This window comes from Cellulomonas sp. GTC20042 (assembly GCF_055389595.1).
Genome location: NZ_AP043678.1, coordinates 1,859,931 through 1,875,782, shown reverse-complemented (window position 1 = coordinate 1,875,782; position 15,852 = coordinate 1,859,931). Strand labels below are relative to the sequence as shown.

Genomic DNA, 15,852 nt, shown 5'->3' with positions numbered 1-15,852 from the left:
GTGTGCGAAATGTCAGGTTCAAGTCCGGCCGTGACGGCCGGTCAGGGTGTTGCACTCACAGCATCGGCCCCGCTCCCGAAGCACTTGATCACCCGAACGGGGGTAATCCTGCGTTCACCCGGTCGCCACGCCCGAAGGCCTCACTCGATGAGGTCGTAGACGTTGAAGATCGGGAGGTACAGGGCGATGATCATGCCGCCGACGATCACGCCGAGGAACGCGATCATGAGCGGCTCGATGAGGCTCGTTAGCTGCTCGGTGGTCGCCTCGACCTCCTGGTCGTAGAACTCCGCGACCTTCTCGAGCATCGTCTCCATCGCACCGGAGTCCTCGCCGACGGCGAGCATCTGCACGACCATCGGTGGGAAGACGGGATGGTTGGCGAGCGGCCCGCTGAGCGTCTCACCTCGACGGACGGCCTCCTGGACGTCCGTGATGGCCTTCTCGATGACCCAGTTTCCGGAGGTCTGCCCGACGATGTCGAGCGCCTGGAGCAGCGGGACGCCGGCGCCCATCATGGTGCCGAAGTTCCGGGCGAACCGGGCCACGGCGATCTTGCGCGCCAGGTCGCCGAACACCGGGGCCTTGAGTTTCCAGGGGTCGACCCGCTCGCGCACCGACTGGTCGTTCTTGTGCCTTCCCCACCACGAGATGCCGAGCACCACGAGCACGACGAGCGGGATTGTGATCCATTTCATCGCGTTCGAGACGTACACGAGGATCAACGTCGGGAAAGGCAGCGTCCCACCGAGGTCCGAATACATGTCCCGGAACACCGGCACGATGAAGATCAGCATCGCCGCCACGGCCACGATCGCCATGATGAACACCATCACCGGATAGGTCATGGCGGACTTGATCTTCGCCCGCAGCTTGACCTCGGACTCGTAGTTCTCCGCGACCGACAGCAGCGACTTCTCCAGGAAGCCGCCGACCTCGCCGGCGCGGATGATGTTGATCATCAGCGGCGGGAACGCGTCGGTGTGCTTCTGCATCGCGGCGGACAGCGACAGGCCGGTCTCGACGTCGGAGCGGACCTGGCCGAGCACCTTCGCCAGCGGCTTGCTCTCGGTCTGGTCGGCGAGGATGGACAGCGTCCGGATCAGGGACAGGCCGGCGGACACCATGGTCGCCATCTGCCGCGTCATGATCGCGAGGTCCTTGAGCGAGATCTTCTCCCCGAAGCCGGGGATGTGGATCTCGCGCTGCAGGCCGGTGGTCTGCACCTCGGTGATCGACGTCGGCGCGAGGCCCATCGTCTTGAGCCGGTTGGCGACCGCGGCCTGGTTCGCCGCCTCGATCCGGCCCTTGACGACCTTGCCCTCGCGGTCGCGGACCGCGTACTCGAAGACCTTCGCGTCGGCCATCAGAGCGCCCCTCCGGGCTGCCCGTACGCCGCGGGGGCGGCGACCGGCGGGTAGGAGTCGTACATGGCCTGCTGCGCGGGCACCCCGCCCTGCGCCAGCTGGCCACCGCCGCCGAAGCGCCCGGTCAGCCGGTTGAAGTCCTCGGCGTGGTGGCACTTCTCCAGGCCGGTCTCGTAGGAGATCCGCCCCTGCTTCACCAGGTCGGCGAGGTGCTGGTCCATGGTGTGCATGCCCTGCTGGGCGCCGGCTTGCATGGCCGAGTAGATCTGGTGCGTCTTGCCCTCGCGGATCAGGTTGCGGATCGCGGGTGTCGCGATCAGCACCTCGGTCGCGACGGTGCGTCCCGGGCTGTCCGCGCGCTTGCACAGCGTCTGGCAGACGACGCCCTGGATCGCCCCGGCCAGCTGGGTGCGCACCTGCGCCTGCTGGTGGGCGGGGAACACGTCGATGATGCGGTCGATCGTCTGCGCGGCGTCCTGGGTGTGCAGGGTGGCGAACACCAGGTGGCCGGTCTCCGCGGCGGTGAGGGCGACCGAGATCGTCTCCAGGTCGCGCATCTCGCCGACCAGGATGATGTCGGGGTCCTGCCGCAGCACGTGCTTGAGCGCCTGGGCGAAGGAGTGGGTGTCCTCCCCCACCTCGCGCTGGTTGATCAGCGACTTCTTGTGCCGGTGCAGGAACTCGATCGGGTCCTCGACGGTCATGATGTGGTCGGCCCGCGTGCGGTTGGCCAGGTCGATGATCGAGGCGAGCGTGGTCGACTTGCCGGAGCCGGTCGGGCCGGTGACCAGCACCATGCCGCGCGGCAGGCCGGCGAAGTTGCCGACGACCGGCGGCATCCCGAGGTGCTCGAGCGGCTTGATCTCGTAGGGGATCACGCGGAACGCGGCCCCGATCGACTCGCGCTGCTGGTAGAGGTTGACGCGGAACCGCGCGTGGCCGCGCACCGAGTACGACAGGTCGAGCTCGAGCTCCGCCTCGAACTTCTCCCGGTGCTTCTGGGTGAGCACCGAGTAGAGCGTGCGCTTGAGCGACTCGCCCTCCAGCGGCTCGAAGCCGGGCAGCGGCTGGAGGGTGCCGGCGAGGCGCACCGTGGGCGGGGCCCCGGCGGTGAGGTGCAGGTCGGAGGCGCCGGCCTGCACCATGGCGACCAGCACGTCGTCCAGCGCCAGGTCGGTGGGACGGGCGCCGTCACCCATGCCGACCCGCGCCTGCTGCTGGGTGCGCAGGGCGGCGCGCGAGGTCGGCGGGCGCTGCCCGGCCGGGGCCGCGGGGGCTCCCGGTGCGGCGGCGGGCGCCGCGGGCTGCGCGACCGGCGCCGTGCCGGCGGGCGGCGTGTAGGGCGGCAGCGGCCTCGTCTGCTGCCCGGGGTCACCCGGGTAGGTCTCGCTCACCGTCACACCCTTCGTCGGTCCGGGCCGCTCACCTGCGGCTCCGGTGCTCTGCTCCGTCTGCATGCATCGGCTCACCGCGACCGGGCCTTGAGCCCTGACCTCGGGTTCCACCCGGTCGGCCCGTCGCCGGTGCGCTCGGGGCGTGGGCTCACGCCACGACGCGCAGGATCTCCTCCACCGACGTCTGCCCCAGCGCGACCTTCTGCCACCCGTCGTCGCGGAGCGTGATCATGCCCTGCTGCTGCGCGACGGCTGCGATCTCCGCGGAGGAGGACCGCGACACGGCGAGCCGCTCGATGTCCTCGGTCACCCGCATCACCTCGTGCAGGGCGACGCGCCCGCGGTAGCCGGTGCGGGAGCACGCGACGCAGCCGACGGGGCGGAACAGCTCGGGGATGGTCTCCCCCGGCACCCAGGGGAACCGGGCGGCGATCAGCTCGGTCTCGGTGGGCAGGTACGGCTCGGCGCACTTGGCGCACAGGCGGCGGGCGAGCCGCTGGGCGACGACGGCGTCGAGCGCGGACCCGACGAGGAAGGGCTCGATGCCCATCTCGACCAGGCGGGTGACCGCGGACGGCGCGTCGTTGGTGTGCAGGGTGGACAGCACGAGGTGACCGGTGAGCGCGGCCTCGATGGCGATCTGCGCGGTCTCGTGGTCACGGATCTCACCGAGCAGCACCACGTCCGGGTCGGAGCGCAGGATCGAGCGCAGCGCACCGGCGAAGGTCAGGCCCGCCTTCGGGTTGACCTGCACCTGGTTGATCCCGGGCAGCCGGTACTCGACCGGGTCCTCGACGGTGATCACGTTGATCTCCGGCTTGGAGACCGCGTTGAGCGTGGCGTACAGGGTGGTCGACTTGCCGGAGCCGGTCGGGCCGGTGACCAGGATCATCCCGTAGGGCTTGGTGTACGCCTCGCGGTAGGTCTCGTAGTTGTGGTCGAGGAACGCCAGGTCGCGCAGGTCGAGGCTCGCGGTGGAGTTGTCGAGGATACGCATGACGATCTTCTCGCCCCACACCGTCGGCAGGGTGGCGACTCGGAGGTCGATCTTGCGACCGTTGTGCGTGACGGACATGCGGCCGTCCTGCGGCTTGCGCCGCTCGGCGATGTCGATGTCGGACAGGATCTTGACGCGGGAGATCACGCCGCCCTGGATCTGCTTGGGCGAGCGCTGCATCTCGTGCAGCACGCCGTCGATCCGGTACCGCACGCGCAGGTCGTGCTCGGTGGGCTCGATGTGGATGTCCGAGGCGCGGTCGCTGATCGCCTGGGTGACCAGCAGGTTCACGTAGCGGACGATCGGGGCGTCGTCCTCGACGCTGTCACCGATCTTGCTCAGGTCGAGGTCGGCGGGCCGCTGCTCCTCCTCGAAGGCGGAGGACAGGTCCTCCATCTCGCCGTCGGCGCGGCAGAACCGGTCGATCGCGCGGGACAGGTTCTCGAAGGTGGCGACGATCGGCAGCACCGACATGCCGGACACGGTGCGCACGTCGTCCACGGCGACCACGTTGCCGGGGTCGGCGGTGGCGAGGATCAACGAGCCGTCCTGGAAGCCGACCGGCAGCACCGTGTACCGGCGGCAGAGCGCCGCGGGGACCATCGAGACCGCGGAGCGGTCCACCGGGTACTCGTCGAGGTCGACGAAGGCCATGCCGACCTGGCGGGCGAGCGCCGCCACCAGCTGTCCCTCGGTGAGGACCCCGATCTCGACCAGCGTGCGCCCGAGGGACTGCCCCCGTGCCATCTGCTCGTCCAGCGCCGCCATGAGCTGCGCCTCGCTGACCAGGCCCTCGTCCAGCAGGATCTCGCCGAGCTGCTTCACCCTGTGTCCCTCCACCGTCGGGGCAGGATGGTGCACCTGCCCTGGAGGGACCATCGGCAGGTGGACGGGTGCAGATGAGCACCCCTTCGGGTGGGTTCCCGCGATCGGGGGTGAAACCGCTTTCCGGTCCGCGCATCCGTCCGGGGCCGCTCAGGCCTCCGGCAGCGCCTCGACCAGCGCGCGGTCCATCGCGTCGAGCGGCGCGGGGCGGCCGGTCATCAGCCGCACCTGCTCGCCGGCCTGGTGCAGCAGCATCCGCTCGCCCGCCACCGCGCGACCGCCCAGCTGCTCCCACGCGATCATCAGCGGGCTGCGGCGCGGGTCGTAGGCCACGTCCAGCAGAGCCGCTCCGGGCGTGACCGGCCCTCCGGCCAGCAGGTCCGGCACCAGGGCGTCGGCCGCGCCGGGCGGCAGCGTGGACACCACGAGGTCGGCGCTCGCCAGCCCGTCGACGGCCTCCGCGAGCGGCCGGTACACCGGCTCGACGCCCATCCGGTGCGCGGCGCGCGACAACGGTCCGACCCGGCCGAGCGAGCGCACGTAGACCACCGGCACCGGGCAGCCGAGCTCGGCCAGCGCCGCCAGCGCGGACGCCGCCGTCGCCCCGGCACCGAGCACCACGGCGTCGCGACGATCCCCCGGACCGTCGTGGTGCTCGGCGTGGTCGTGCGGCCCCGCGTGCGCGTGCCCGGCGTGCAGGCCCGCGGCCGCGCCGGTGCCGTGGTCGGCCGGTGGCAGCGCCCCCGCCTCCCCCAGCGCCGCGACGATGCCGTGCACGTCGGTGTTCGCCCCGGTGAGGGTCGGTCGCCGCCCGCCGGGCTGCACGAGGACGGTGTTCACCGCGCCGACCACGGACGCGAGCGGCTCCACGTGGTCGAGCAGCCCGATCACGGTCTGCTTGAGCGGCATGGTGAGGCTCAGCCCCGCCCAGGTGCCGTCCAGGCCGTCCAGGAACGCCGCCAGCGCGTCCTCGGTCACGTCGATCGCGTCGTACCGCCACCCGTCCAGCCCGAGCGCCGCGTAGGCGGCCCGGTGCAGGCGCGGGGACAGCGAGTGCGCGATCGGGTGGCCGAGGACCGCCGCGGTGCGGGCCTCGGTCAGGAGTTGGCCTCTTCCCAGGCGCGCAGCTCGTCCACGTACTCGTCGTGCTCGTCGTTCGTCACGGCGAACTTGGTCTCCCCGGTGTCGAGGTTGACGGTGACCCAGAAGTACCAGGGCCCGTCCGCCGGGGTGAGCACCGCGTCGATCGCCGCAGATCCCGGGTTCGAGATCGGCGTGGGCGGCAGGCCGGAGACCTTGTACGTGTTGTACGGGTTGTACGGCGGCTGCGCCTGGATGGTGTCGGCGTAGGTGAGCTCGCTGCCGGACTTGCCGAGGCCGTAGGCCACGATCGCGTCGATCTGCAGCAGCCAGCCGCTGGCCAGCCGGTTCTCGATCACGCGAGCCATCTTCGGCAGGTCCTCCGGCCGCTTGCCCTCGCGTTCGATGATCGACGCCTTGTTGAGCACAGTCTCCCACTGGTCCTGCGCGACACCCTTGCTGGTGAGCACGCTGACCGTCTGCGCGACCATCTGGGAGAGGACGCCTGCGGCGGTGCTGCCCGGCTCCACCTCGTAGGTCGCCGGGTACAGCCAGCCCTCGACGACCCCGTTCGCCTCGGCCGGCAGACCGATCGCGGCAGGGTCGGCGGCGGCGGCCTGGAGGTCCTCGACCGGGATCGCGGTGATCTCGTAGATCCGCTGGTAGACCTGGCTCGCGGTGTAGCCCTCGGGGATGGTCACCCGGTTGGACACCCGGTTCGCGGGGTCGAGCAGGGCGGTGACGGCGTCGCTGGCCTTCATCTGCTGCTGGAGCGCGTAGGTGCCGGGCTGGATCGAGACGGCGCTCGGGTTCGCGGCGTAGGCGGTGGTGAACGCCTTGACGGTGGCGACGACGCCCGCGTCGTGCAGGGTCTGGCCGATCGCTCCGCCGGTGTCGCCGGAGGCGACGACGACCTGCACCTCGCCGGTGCCGGGGCCCGGGTAGTCGCTGACCCCCGCCTCGGAGCCGCCGCCGCTCTCGAACAGGCCGCCGACGATGCTCCACACCACGAAGGCGGCACCGCCGACCAGCACCAGGGCGAGCGCGAGCACGGTGATGCTGCGCCGCCGCCGGTGCTTGCGCTCCTGGGTCCGCTGCTCCTGGCCTTCACGGCGCGAGCGGCGCGAGGGCAGCGGCGGCTCGCCGTTGCCCTGCGCGGGCTGCGCCCCGAGGAAGAGGTCGCTCACTCGGTCGTCCCTTCGGTCTGTCCTGCTGGTCCGGCCTGCCCGCAGCTCCCCTCGCGCCGGGCAGTCGCGTCCACGGGTGCCTCCACCCGCTCACCGGGTCGGCGACCCGTCGAACGCTCCTGGTCCAGCGCGGCCTGCAGGATCACCACCGCGGCCGCCTGGTCGACGACGCTGCGGTGACGACGTCCGGCTCGGCCGGACGCGTGCAGCGCCTGATGGGCGGACACCGTGCTCATCCGCTCGTCGACGAGCCGCACCGTCACCGGGGCGATCGCCTGCGCCAGCGCACCAGCGTACGCGCGCGCGGCGGCCGACGCAGCGCCTTCGTTCCCCGAGAGGTGCCGCGGCAGGCCGACGTAGACCACCGCGGTGAAGCGTTCCTGCACCTCGGAGACGATGGCGGCCAGGTCCGACGGCAGCGCGCCGGGCGCCGGACGACGCGTGTCACGCGCCAGCGTGGCGACCGGGGTGGCGATCAGCCCGTCCGGGTCGCTCGTCGCGAGACCGACCCGCACCGAGCCGACGTCCACCGCGAGCCGGGAGCCCCGCACGACCTCGTCGGGGTCCACCGGCACGCCGCCGCCGCTCAGGCGCTCGCCCCGATCGCGTCGCGGACCGCGGTCAGCGCCTCCGGCAGCCGGGCCGCGTCGGAGCCGCCACCCTGGGCGAGGTCGTCCTTGCCGCCACCGCCGCCGCCGAGCACCGTGGACGCGGTCTTGACCAGGGCGCCCGCCCGCACGCCGCGCTCGCGCGCCGACGCGTTGGTGGCGATCACCACGACCGGACGGCCCTTGGCGACGCCGCCGACCGCGACCACCGCCGGGGCGGACTCGCCCAGGCGGGAGCGCACGTCGAGCACCAGGGTCCGCAGGTCGTCCGCGCCGACCTCGCCGGCGTCGTGGGCGACCACGCGGACGCCGTCGACGTCCTGCGCGGCGGCGGCCAGCGAGCCGGCCGCGGCGAGCACCTGGGCGGCGCGCACCGACGCGAGCTCCTTCTCGGACTCCTTGAGCCGGGCCATCAGCGACGACACCCGGTCGGACAGCTCGTCCGGGCGGGCGCCGAGCAGGCCGGACAGCTGACCGACCAGCGCGTGCTCCTTGGCGTGGAAGCCGTAGGCGCCCGCACCGACCAGCGCGTCGACCCGGCGCACGCCGGAGCCGATCGAGGACTCGCCGAGCAGCGTGACCAGGCCGAGCTCGCCGGAGCGGCGCACGTGGGTGCCACCGCACAGCTCGCGCGACCAGTCGCCGCCGATCGAGACCACGCGCACCTGGTCGCCGTACTTCTCGCCGAACAGCGCCATCGCACCCAGCGCGCGCGCCTCGGCGATCGGCATCACCTGGTCGGTGACCTCGAGGTCCTCCTGCAGGCGGGTGTTGACCCGCTCCTCGACCTCGGACAGCACGCCGGCGGGCACCGCCTGGCCGCTGCGGAAGTCGAAGCGCACCCGGCTCGGCGCGTTCTCCGAGCCGGCCTGCGTGGCGGTGTCGCCCAGGGACTCGCGGATCGCCTTGTGCACCAGGTGCGTGGCGGTGTGCGCGCGGCTGATCGCGACGCGGCGGTCGGTGTCGATCGAGGCGGTTCCGGGCTCGTCCAGGGTCACGGTGCCCTCGACCAGGCGGCCGCGGTGCACCGGCAGGCCCTTGACCGGCGCCTGCACGTCGTCGACCTCGATGGTCGCGCCGCCGTCCAGCACGATCGTGCCGTGGTCGGCCAGCTGGCCACCCATCTCGGCGTAGAACGGGGTCACGTCCAGCACGACCTCGACGTCCGCCGGGGCGGTCGCCGCCGGGGCGGGCACGCCGTCGACGAGCAGACCGACCACCCGGGACCGGGACTGCGCCTGGGTGTAGCCGACGAACTCGACGGCCTTGCCGCCGCCCGCCAGCGTGGAGTGCAGGTCCTGGTACGCCGCGGTGTCGGTGCGGCCGGCACGCTTGGCCAGCGCGTCGGCGCGCGCCCGCTCCCGCTGCGCCTGCATCAGCGCGCGGAACGCCTTCTCGTCCACGGAGACGCCCTGCTCGGCGGCCATCTCGAGGGTGAGGTCGATCGGGAAGCCGTAGGTGTCGTGCAGCTGGAACGCCTTCTCGCCGGACAGCACCGAGGAGGTGCCCGCGGGGGCCTTCGCCTCGGTGACCGCCTGGTCGAGGATCGTGGTGCCCGCCGCGAGGGTGCGCCGGAACGACTCCTCCTCGGCGTAGGCGACCTTCGCGATCCGCTCGAAGTCGCGCGCGAGCTCCGGGTAGGACGGGCTCATCGCGTCCTTGCTCACCGGCAGCAGGTGCGGCAGCGCGGGCTCCTCGACCCCGAGCAGGCGCATCGCGCGCACCGCACGACGCAGCAGGCGGCGCAGCACGTAGCCGCGACCCTCGTTGGACGGGACGACCCCGTCGCCCATCAGCATCAGGCCGGAGCGCACGTGGTCCGCGACCACGCGCATCCGGACGTCGTCCTCGTGGTCGGCACCGTAGCGGCGGCCGGACAGCGCCTGCGCCGCCTCGATCACCGGGAAGACCTCGTCGATCTCGTACATGTTGTCGACACCCTGGAGCAGGAACGCGACGCGCTCCAGGCCCATGCCGGTGTCGATGTTCTTCTGCTTCAGCTCCCCGAGGATCGGGAAGTCCTCCTTGCCACCGCCGTTCCCGCGCTCGTACTGCATGAACACGAGGTTCCAGATCTCGATGTAGCGGTCCTCGTCCACGACGGGGCCGCCCTCGAGCCCGTACTCCGGGCCGCGGTCGACGTAGATCTCCGAGCACGGGCCCGCGGGGCCGCGCGCACCGGTGGACCAGTAGTTGTCCTTCATGCCCCGGCGCTGGATGCGCTCGTCCGGCAGGCCGGCGATCTTCTTCCACAGCTCGGCCGCCTCGTCGTCCTCGTGGAAGACGGTGACCCAGATCTTCTCCGGGTCGAAGCCGTAACCACCCTGGTCCTGGGGCGTCGTGATGAGCTCCCAGGCGAAGGTGATCGCCCCCTCCTTGAAGTAGTCGCCGAAGGAGAAGTTGCCGTTCATCTGGAAGAACGTGCCGTGGCGGGTGGTCTTGCCGACCTCCTCGATGTCGAGCGTGCGCACGCACTTCTGCACGCTGGTCGCACGCGGCCACGGCGCGGTCTGCTCACCGAGCATGTACGGGATGAACGGCACCATGCCGGCGATCACGAACAGCGTGGAGGGGTCGGGAGAGATCAGCGGGGCAGAGGGCACCACGGCGTGGCCGCGGCTCTCGAAGAAGTCGAGCCAACGCTGGCGGATCTCGGCGGTGCGCATGGTGTCCTCGTCGTCTCGGCCGGGCGGTCCCGGCGCCTGTGGTGCTCAGCGTCGCACGGCGCGGTGGTGTTCCCGCGCCGGACGACCGGTGGTCATGTGTCTGGGTGGTGCTGCTGCGGCCGGCGATCAGTAGAACGCGTACGGCAGGTCGCCCTCGCCGTCGTCCGGGTCCTCGGTGGGCTCGTCCGCCCAGCCTCGGCGGGCCCGGTCCGTGCGGGCCCGATCGCGCGCGTCCTCCGCGGTGTCCTCCTCGGCCTCGGCGGCGGCACGGCGCTCGGCGCGGGCGGCGCGCAGGGCGTCCACGTCCACGTCGCCGAGCAGGTCGTCACGCAGCTGCTGCTCGCGCTCGGCCATGCCGATCGAGAACTCCCGGCGGGCGTCGGTCAGCGCGCGGGCGGCCCCGGCGGCCGAGGACATCGTGCGGAAGGCGGCACGCGCCCCGGCGGCCGCTCCCCCGCCGGCACCGGCCGAGCCGGCCTCCGGCACGCCGATCAGCCCGAGCCTGCGGGCCCCGGCGACGGCGGCGGCCGCCCCGACGGCGACCCAGAGCAGGCGGGCCATCAGCGGGCCTTGCCGCGGCCCGTGAGCGAGGAGATCGCCCGGCGCACCCCGTAGGAGAACGCCGCGACCTTGATCATCGGACCGCCCACCGTCGCCGCGAACAGCGAGGACAGCGCGGAGACGTTCTGGGTGACCGTCGCCGCGGAGGAGGTGATCGCGTCCACCCGCTCCAGCTGCACGTTGGTCTGCGAGACCGTGGTGGTCGCCTCGTCCAGGATCGGCACGGTGTGCTCGGTGAGCTCGCGCACCGACTGCCGGGTCTCGTCCAGGACCTTGCCCAGCTTGACCAGCGGCAGCGCGAGCGCGCCCACGAGCAGCACGAACGCGATGGCGGCGATCAGCCCCGCGATGTCTCCCAGCATTGGCGCGTCCTTCTTCCGAGCCCGGTGTCTACGTCCTGGAGAACCCTACCCGCCGGCAGGCCGCGCCCGCGGCCCCCCGACCCGCCGCGTCCCGACCCACGGTGCGCACGGGCCGGGAACGACGACGCCCCGCCACGGCACCGTCTGGCGGGCCGTGCGGGGCGTCGTGCGTGGGCTCGCGTCAGCGGGCGTAGTACTCGACCACGAGCTGGACCTCGCACGTGATCGGGACCTCGGCGCGCTTCGGGCGACGGGTCAGGACCGCGCTGAGCTTCTCCAGCTGCACGTCCAGGTAGCCCGGGACGGCCGGCAGCACGTCGCGGTGGGCACCGGCGGCGGCCACCTGGAACGGCACGGTGGTCTGGCTCTTCGGCTTGATCTGGAGGGTCTGGCCCTCCTTCACGCGGAAGGACGGACGGTCCACGATCTTGCCGTCGACCAGGATGTGACGGTGCACGACGACCTGGCGGGCCTGCAGGATGGTGCGGGCGAAGCCGGCGCGGAGCACCAGCGCGTCCAGACGGGTCTCGAGGTCCTCGACCAGGGCCTCACCGGTCAGGCCCGGGGCCTTGCGGGCGGCCTCGTAGGCGCGGGCGAGCTGCTTCTCGCGCAGCGCGTACTGGGCGCGCAGACGCTGCTTCTCGCGCAGACGCACCGCGTAGTCCGACTCGGTGCGACGACGGGCACGGCCGTGCTCGCCGGGCGGGTAGGGGCGCTTCTCGAAGTGCTTGACGGCCTTGGGCGTCAGGGCGAGGCCGAGGGCGCGCGAGAGGCGCACCTGGCGACGCGAGCGGGTCACGCTGCTCATGGGGTTACTTCCTGTCGTACTCGTTCACGGCACACCCGGTCCGGAGGGTTCCGGTGCGGGCGCGGGGCCGACCTTCGTGCGCCGGTGCCTCGCCCGTCGCGGACGACGGGCGGTGCGGTGGCGCTGGCTAGGGCCCCAGGGTGTCGGTCCGCAGCCGTGACCGGCGGCAGACAACCTGAGAAGCCTACCGCACCTGCGCGGTGGCCCGGTCCGGCGGAGGTCAGCGCGCCTCCGGCGGCGGCGCCTGGTCGAGCACGGAGCGGATCCGGGTCAGCCGTTCGGTGACCTGCCGCTCGTAGCCGTTGTCGGTGGGCGTGTAGTAGCGGGTGCCCACCAGATCGTCCGGCAGGTACTGCTGCGCGGCGACGGCGTGCGGGTGGTCGTGGGCGTAGAGGTAGCCCGTGCCGTGGCCGAGCTGCTTGGCGCCGGCGTAGTGCGCGTCCCGCAGGTGCGCCGGCACCGAGCCCATCCGCCCGGCGCGCACGTCGGCCAGCGCGGCGTCGATGCCGAGGTAGGCCGCGTTCGACTTCGGAGCGGTCGCCAGGTGCACCACGGCCTCCGCCAGGATGATCCGCGCCTCCGGCATGCCGATCAGGGCGACCGCCTGCGCCGCCGCCACCGCGGTCTGCAAGGCGCTCGGATCGGCCATGCCGACGTCCTCGGAGGCGGAGATGACGATCCGGCGGGCGATGAACCGCGGGTCCTCCCCCGCCGCGATCATCCGCGCCAGGTAGTGCAGGGAGGCGTCCACGTCGGAGCCGCGCACCGACTTGATGAACGCGCTGATCACGTCGTAGTGCTGGTCGCCGTCACGGTCGTAGCGCACCGCCGCCACGTCGATCGCCCGCTCCACGGTCGCCAGGTCCACCTCGGCGGGCTCGGACAGGTCCGGCGGCTCCGCGTCGGGATCGGCCAGCCGCGCCTGCCGCTCCTCCAGGGCGGCACCGGCGGCGGCCTCCAGGATCGTCAGCGCCTTGCGCGCGTCCCCGCCGGCCAGCCGCAGCAGGTGCTCGGTCGCCTCCTCGGTGAGCCGCACGGCGCCGCCCAGCCCGCGCTCGTCCTCCACCGCGCGGGCCACCAGCGCCGCGACGTCGTCCGGGCCGAGGGGTTGCAGCGTCAGCAGCAGCGAGCGGGACAGCAGCGGCGAGTTCACCGAGAAGCTCGGGTTCTCCGTGGTGGCGGCCACCAGCGTCACCCAGCGGTTCTCCACGCTCGGCAGCAGCGCGTCCTGCTGGGCCTTGGTGAACCGGTGCACCTCGTCGATGAACAGCACGGTCTCGGTGCCGTCGGCGGCCAGCCGGCGCCGGGCGTCCTCCACCACCTGCCGCACGTCCTTGACGCCCGCGGTCACCGCCGACAGCTCGACGAACCGGCGCCCGGAGGCGGAGGCCACCAGGTAGGCCAGCGTGGTCTTGCCGGTGCCGGGCGGCCCCCAGAGCACCACCGAGGACGGCGCGGCACGACGGGTGGCCGGATCCGAGGGGTCGACCAGGCGGCGCAGCGGCGACCCGGGGACCAGCAGGTGCTCCTGCCCGGCGACCTCGGCGAGGGTGCGCGGTCGCATCCGCACCGCGAGCGGCGCCCCGGCCTGCACGGCGGGGGTGCCCTGCGCCGTCGAGGTCACCGAGTCGAACAGGTCCATGCCGCGAGCCTACGCAGCCCCGCCCACAGGCGCGGACCACCCGGTCCGCGGGTCGGCGCCCCGCCGCGCCACCACCGATGATGCGCGGCAGCCCTCCGGCCTGCGATGCTGACCTGCGTGTTCGAGAGCCTGGGCCGCACGGTCGCCCGCCACCCCCGTCTGACGGTCCTCGTCTGGCTGGTGATCACGGCCGCCTGCCTGGCGCTCGCCCTGTTCGGCGTGCACGGGCAGAACCTCTTCGACCGGCTGTCCACCGGCGAGCCGGTCGTCCCCGGGTCGGACAGCGCGCACGCGAACGAGCTGCTCGCGGACGCCAGCACCTCCGGCGCCTCGCTGACCCTCGTGGTGCAGGACGTCGACCCCGCCGCCGAGGGGATGGCCGAGGCGCTGGCGCCCGCGCGCGAGGAGATCACGGCCGTGGACGGCGTCGTCTCGGTGATCGACCCCTACGTGCTGCCCGACGGCGTCGCCAACCCCGCCGCCGCTCCCCTGCTCGCCCAGGACGGCGACGGGTTCCTGGTGGTGGCCGAGCTCGACCCCGCGCTCGGCGACGATGCGCGGTCCGCCGCCCTCGACCAGGTGCAGGCCGCGATGCAGGCCGTGCCCGCCGCGCTGCACGACGTCGCGCCGGACGCCACCGGGATCGTCGGCGGGACCTCGCTGATCGTCTCCGCGATCACCGACCAGGTCGAGAAGGACCTCACCACCGGCGAGGCCGTCGCGCTGCCGGTGGCGCTGCTGATCATGGTGCTGGTCTTCGGCGGCTTCCTGGCCGCCGCCATGCCGCTGGTCGGCGCGCTGGCCTCGATCGCCGGCGGGCTCGGCGCGCTGCTCGGGCTGTCCTACCTGATCACCGACATGGAGTCCTCGGTGGTCAACGTCGTCACCGTGCTCGGGCTCGGCCTGTCGATCGACTACGGCCTGCTGGTGGTCTCCCGCTTCCGCGAGGAGCTGTCCGCGACCCTCGGCGACGACGAGGGCCAGGGTGCCCGGCGACGCCGTGGCGACGGCGCGGTCACCACGGCGATCATCCGCACCATGGCCACCGCCGGACGCACCGTCGCGTTCTCCGCGGTCACCGTCGCGGTGTCCATCGCCGGGCTGCTGGTGTTCCGGCAGGAGATCCTGCGCGCCTTCGGTGCCGGCAGCGTCGCGGTGATCGCCTTCGCGGTGGCCACCGCGCTCACCCTGGTCCCCGCGCTGCTCGTGCTGACCGGCCGGCGGCTCGCCCGCCCCGCGCTGCTGTCCCGGGTGCCCGGGCTGCGGTCGCTGCTGGCGCGCACCGCCGACGTGCAGTCCGAGGAGGGCGCGTTCTCCCGGCTCACCGCGCGGGTGCAGCGCCGGCCGTGGTGGGTGATGGGCGGGTCGCTGGCGATCCTGCTGGTGCTCGCCTCCCCGCTGCTGCACCTGGAGCTGCGCAACTCCACCACGCAGCTGCTGCCGCTCAGCAGCCCGCAGCGCGAGTTCGTCCGGGTGCTCGCCGAGCAGTACCCCGGCTCGTCCAGCGCCGCCGTGCAGGTGGTCACCCAGACCACCCTCGAAGAGGCCGAGGCCGTCATCCCGCAGATCGAGGCGATCGACGGCGTCGCCTCCGTGGACGCCCCGGCGGTGGCCGGGTCGCTGGTCGTGATCGGGGTGCGCCCCGACGCCACCGACCCCGGCGGCCGGGTCGCCCAGGACGTCGTGCACGAGCTGCGCGCGCTCGAGCTGCCGTTCGACGCCTGGGTGTCCGGGCAGGCCGCCAACCAGATCGACTTCGTGGACGCGCTGGTCGACCGCGCACCGTGGGCCCTCGGCATCGTCGCCGTCGCCACGCTGGTGCTGCTGTTCCTGATGACCGGCTCCGTGCTCGTGCCGATCAAGGCGCTGCTCACCAACGCGATCTCGCTGTGCGCCTCCCTCGGCGTGCTGGTCTGGGTGTTCCAGGACGGGCACCTGTCCGGGCTGCTCGGCTTCGAGCCCACCGGCGGCATCGAGACCTACGTGCTCGCCCTGGTGATCGCGTTCGCGTTCGGGCTGGCGATGGACTACGAGGTGTTCCTGCTGTCCCGGATCAAGGAGCTGCACGACCGCGGGGTGCCCAACGACGAGGCGGTGCGCCTCGGCCTCCAGCGCTCCGGCCGGGTGATCACCTCCGCGGCGGCCATCGTGATCGCGGTGTTCGCCGGCTTCGTCGCCGGTGAGCTGCTGGTGATCAAGGAGGTCGGCTTCTCGCTGGCCGTGGCGGTGCTGATCGACGCCACGCTGGTCCGGCTGCTGCTGGTGCCCGCGACGATGACCGTGCTCGGCGACCTCAACTGGTGGGCCCCGCGCCCGCTGCGCCGGGTGTACGAGAAGCTCGCGATCACGCACTGA

The 15,852-nt window shown here is 72.7% G+C and carries 12 protein-coding genes; 1 reads left to right on the top strand and 11 read right to left on the bottom strand.

Going from position 1 to position 15,852, the window contains the following annotated elements:
- Positions 1–140: 140 nt before the first annotated feature.
- From ACZ5HG_RS08590 to ACZ5HG_RS08540, 11 genes are all read right to left on the bottom strand, one after another.
- Positions 141–1,367: a type II secretion system F family protein gene (locus ACZ5HG_RS08590; protein WP_464181804.1), complete on the bottom strand. Its 1,227-nt coding sequence runs from the start codon at positions 1,365–1,367 to the stop codon at positions 141–143.
- A complete protein-coding gene (locus ACZ5HG_RS08585) occupies positions 1,367–2,761 on the bottom strand; it encodes a type IV pilus twitching motility protein PilT (protein WP_464181802.1) in 1,395 nt (464 codons plus the stop codon). Before ACZ5HG_RS08585 ends, ACZ5HG_RS08590 begins: the two co-directional genes overlap by 1 nt.
- A gap of 148 nt (positions 2,762–2,909) precedes the next feature.
- On the bottom strand, positions 2,910–4,583 hold the full coding sequence (locus ACZ5HG_RS08580; RefSeq protein ID WP_464181800.1) for a GspE/PulE family protein: 1,674 nt from the start codon (positions 4,581–4,583) through the stop codon (positions 2,910–2,912).
- A gap of 150 nt (positions 4,584–4,733) precedes the next feature.
- Positions 4,734–5,684: a shikimate dehydrogenase family protein gene (locus ACZ5HG_RS08575; protein WP_464182130.1), complete on the bottom strand. Its 951-nt coding sequence runs from the start codon at positions 5,682–5,684 to the stop codon at positions 4,734–4,736.
- Positions 5,681–6,850 carry an endolytic transglycosylase MltG gene (gene mltG / locus ACZ5HG_RS08570; protein WP_464181798.1) on the bottom strand — a complete coding sequence of 390 codons (1,170 nt, stop codon included), beginning with the start codon at positions 6,848–6,850 and terminating at the stop codon, positions 5,681–5,683. Before mltG ends, ACZ5HG_RS08575 begins: the two co-directional genes overlap by 4 nt.
- A complete protein-coding gene (gene ruvX, locus ACZ5HG_RS08565) occupies positions 6,847–7,419 on the bottom strand; it encodes a Holliday junction resolvase RuvX (protein WP_464182128.1) in 573 nt (190 codons plus the stop codon). Before ruvX ends, mltG begins: the two co-directional genes overlap by 4 nt.
- A 17-nt stretch (positions 7,420–7,436) precedes the next feature.
- The gene (alaS, locus tag ACZ5HG_RS08560; protein ID WP_464181796.1) at positions 7,437–10,124 is read right to left on the bottom strand and encodes an alanine--tRNA ligase; all 2,688 of its coding nucleotides are present in this window, start codon (positions 10,122–10,124) and stop codon (positions 7,437–7,439) included.
- A gap of 126 nt (positions 10,125–10,250) precedes the next feature.
- Entirely contained in the window at positions 10,251–10,685 is a 435-nt protein-coding gene (locus tag ACZ5HG_RS08555) for a hypothetical protein (protein WP_464181794.1), read from the bottom strand.
- The gene (locus tag ACZ5HG_RS08550) at positions 10,685–11,047 is read right to left on the bottom strand and encodes a DUF948 domain-containing protein (RefSeq protein ID WP_464181792.1); all 363 of its coding nucleotides are present in this window, start codon (positions 11,045–11,047) and stop codon (positions 10,685–10,687) included. Before ACZ5HG_RS08550 ends, ACZ5HG_RS08555 begins: the two co-directional genes overlap by 1 nt.
- 181 nt (positions 11,048–11,228) lie before the next feature.
- A complete protein-coding gene (rpsD, locus tag ACZ5HG_RS08545) occupies positions 11,229–11,855 on the bottom strand; it encodes a 30S ribosomal protein S4 (RefSeq protein WP_464181791.1) in 627 nt (208 codons plus the stop codon).
- A 220-nt stretch (positions 11,856–12,075) separates the two neighbouring features.
- Positions 12,076–13,497, bottom strand: a complete 1,422-nt coding sequence (locus ACZ5HG_RS08540) for a replication-associated recombination protein A (RefSeq protein WP_464181790.1) — start codon at positions 13,495–13,497, stop codon at positions 12,076–12,078.
- A gap of 117 nt (positions 13,498–13,614) precedes the next feature.
- Between ACZ5HG_RS08540 and ACZ5HG_RS08535 the strand changes: the two genes are divergently transcribed.
- The gene (locus ACZ5HG_RS08535; protein WP_464181788.1) at positions 13,615–15,852 is read left to right on the top strand and encodes an MMPL family transporter; all 2,238 of its coding nucleotides are present in this window, start codon (positions 13,615–13,617) and stop codon (positions 15,850–15,852) included.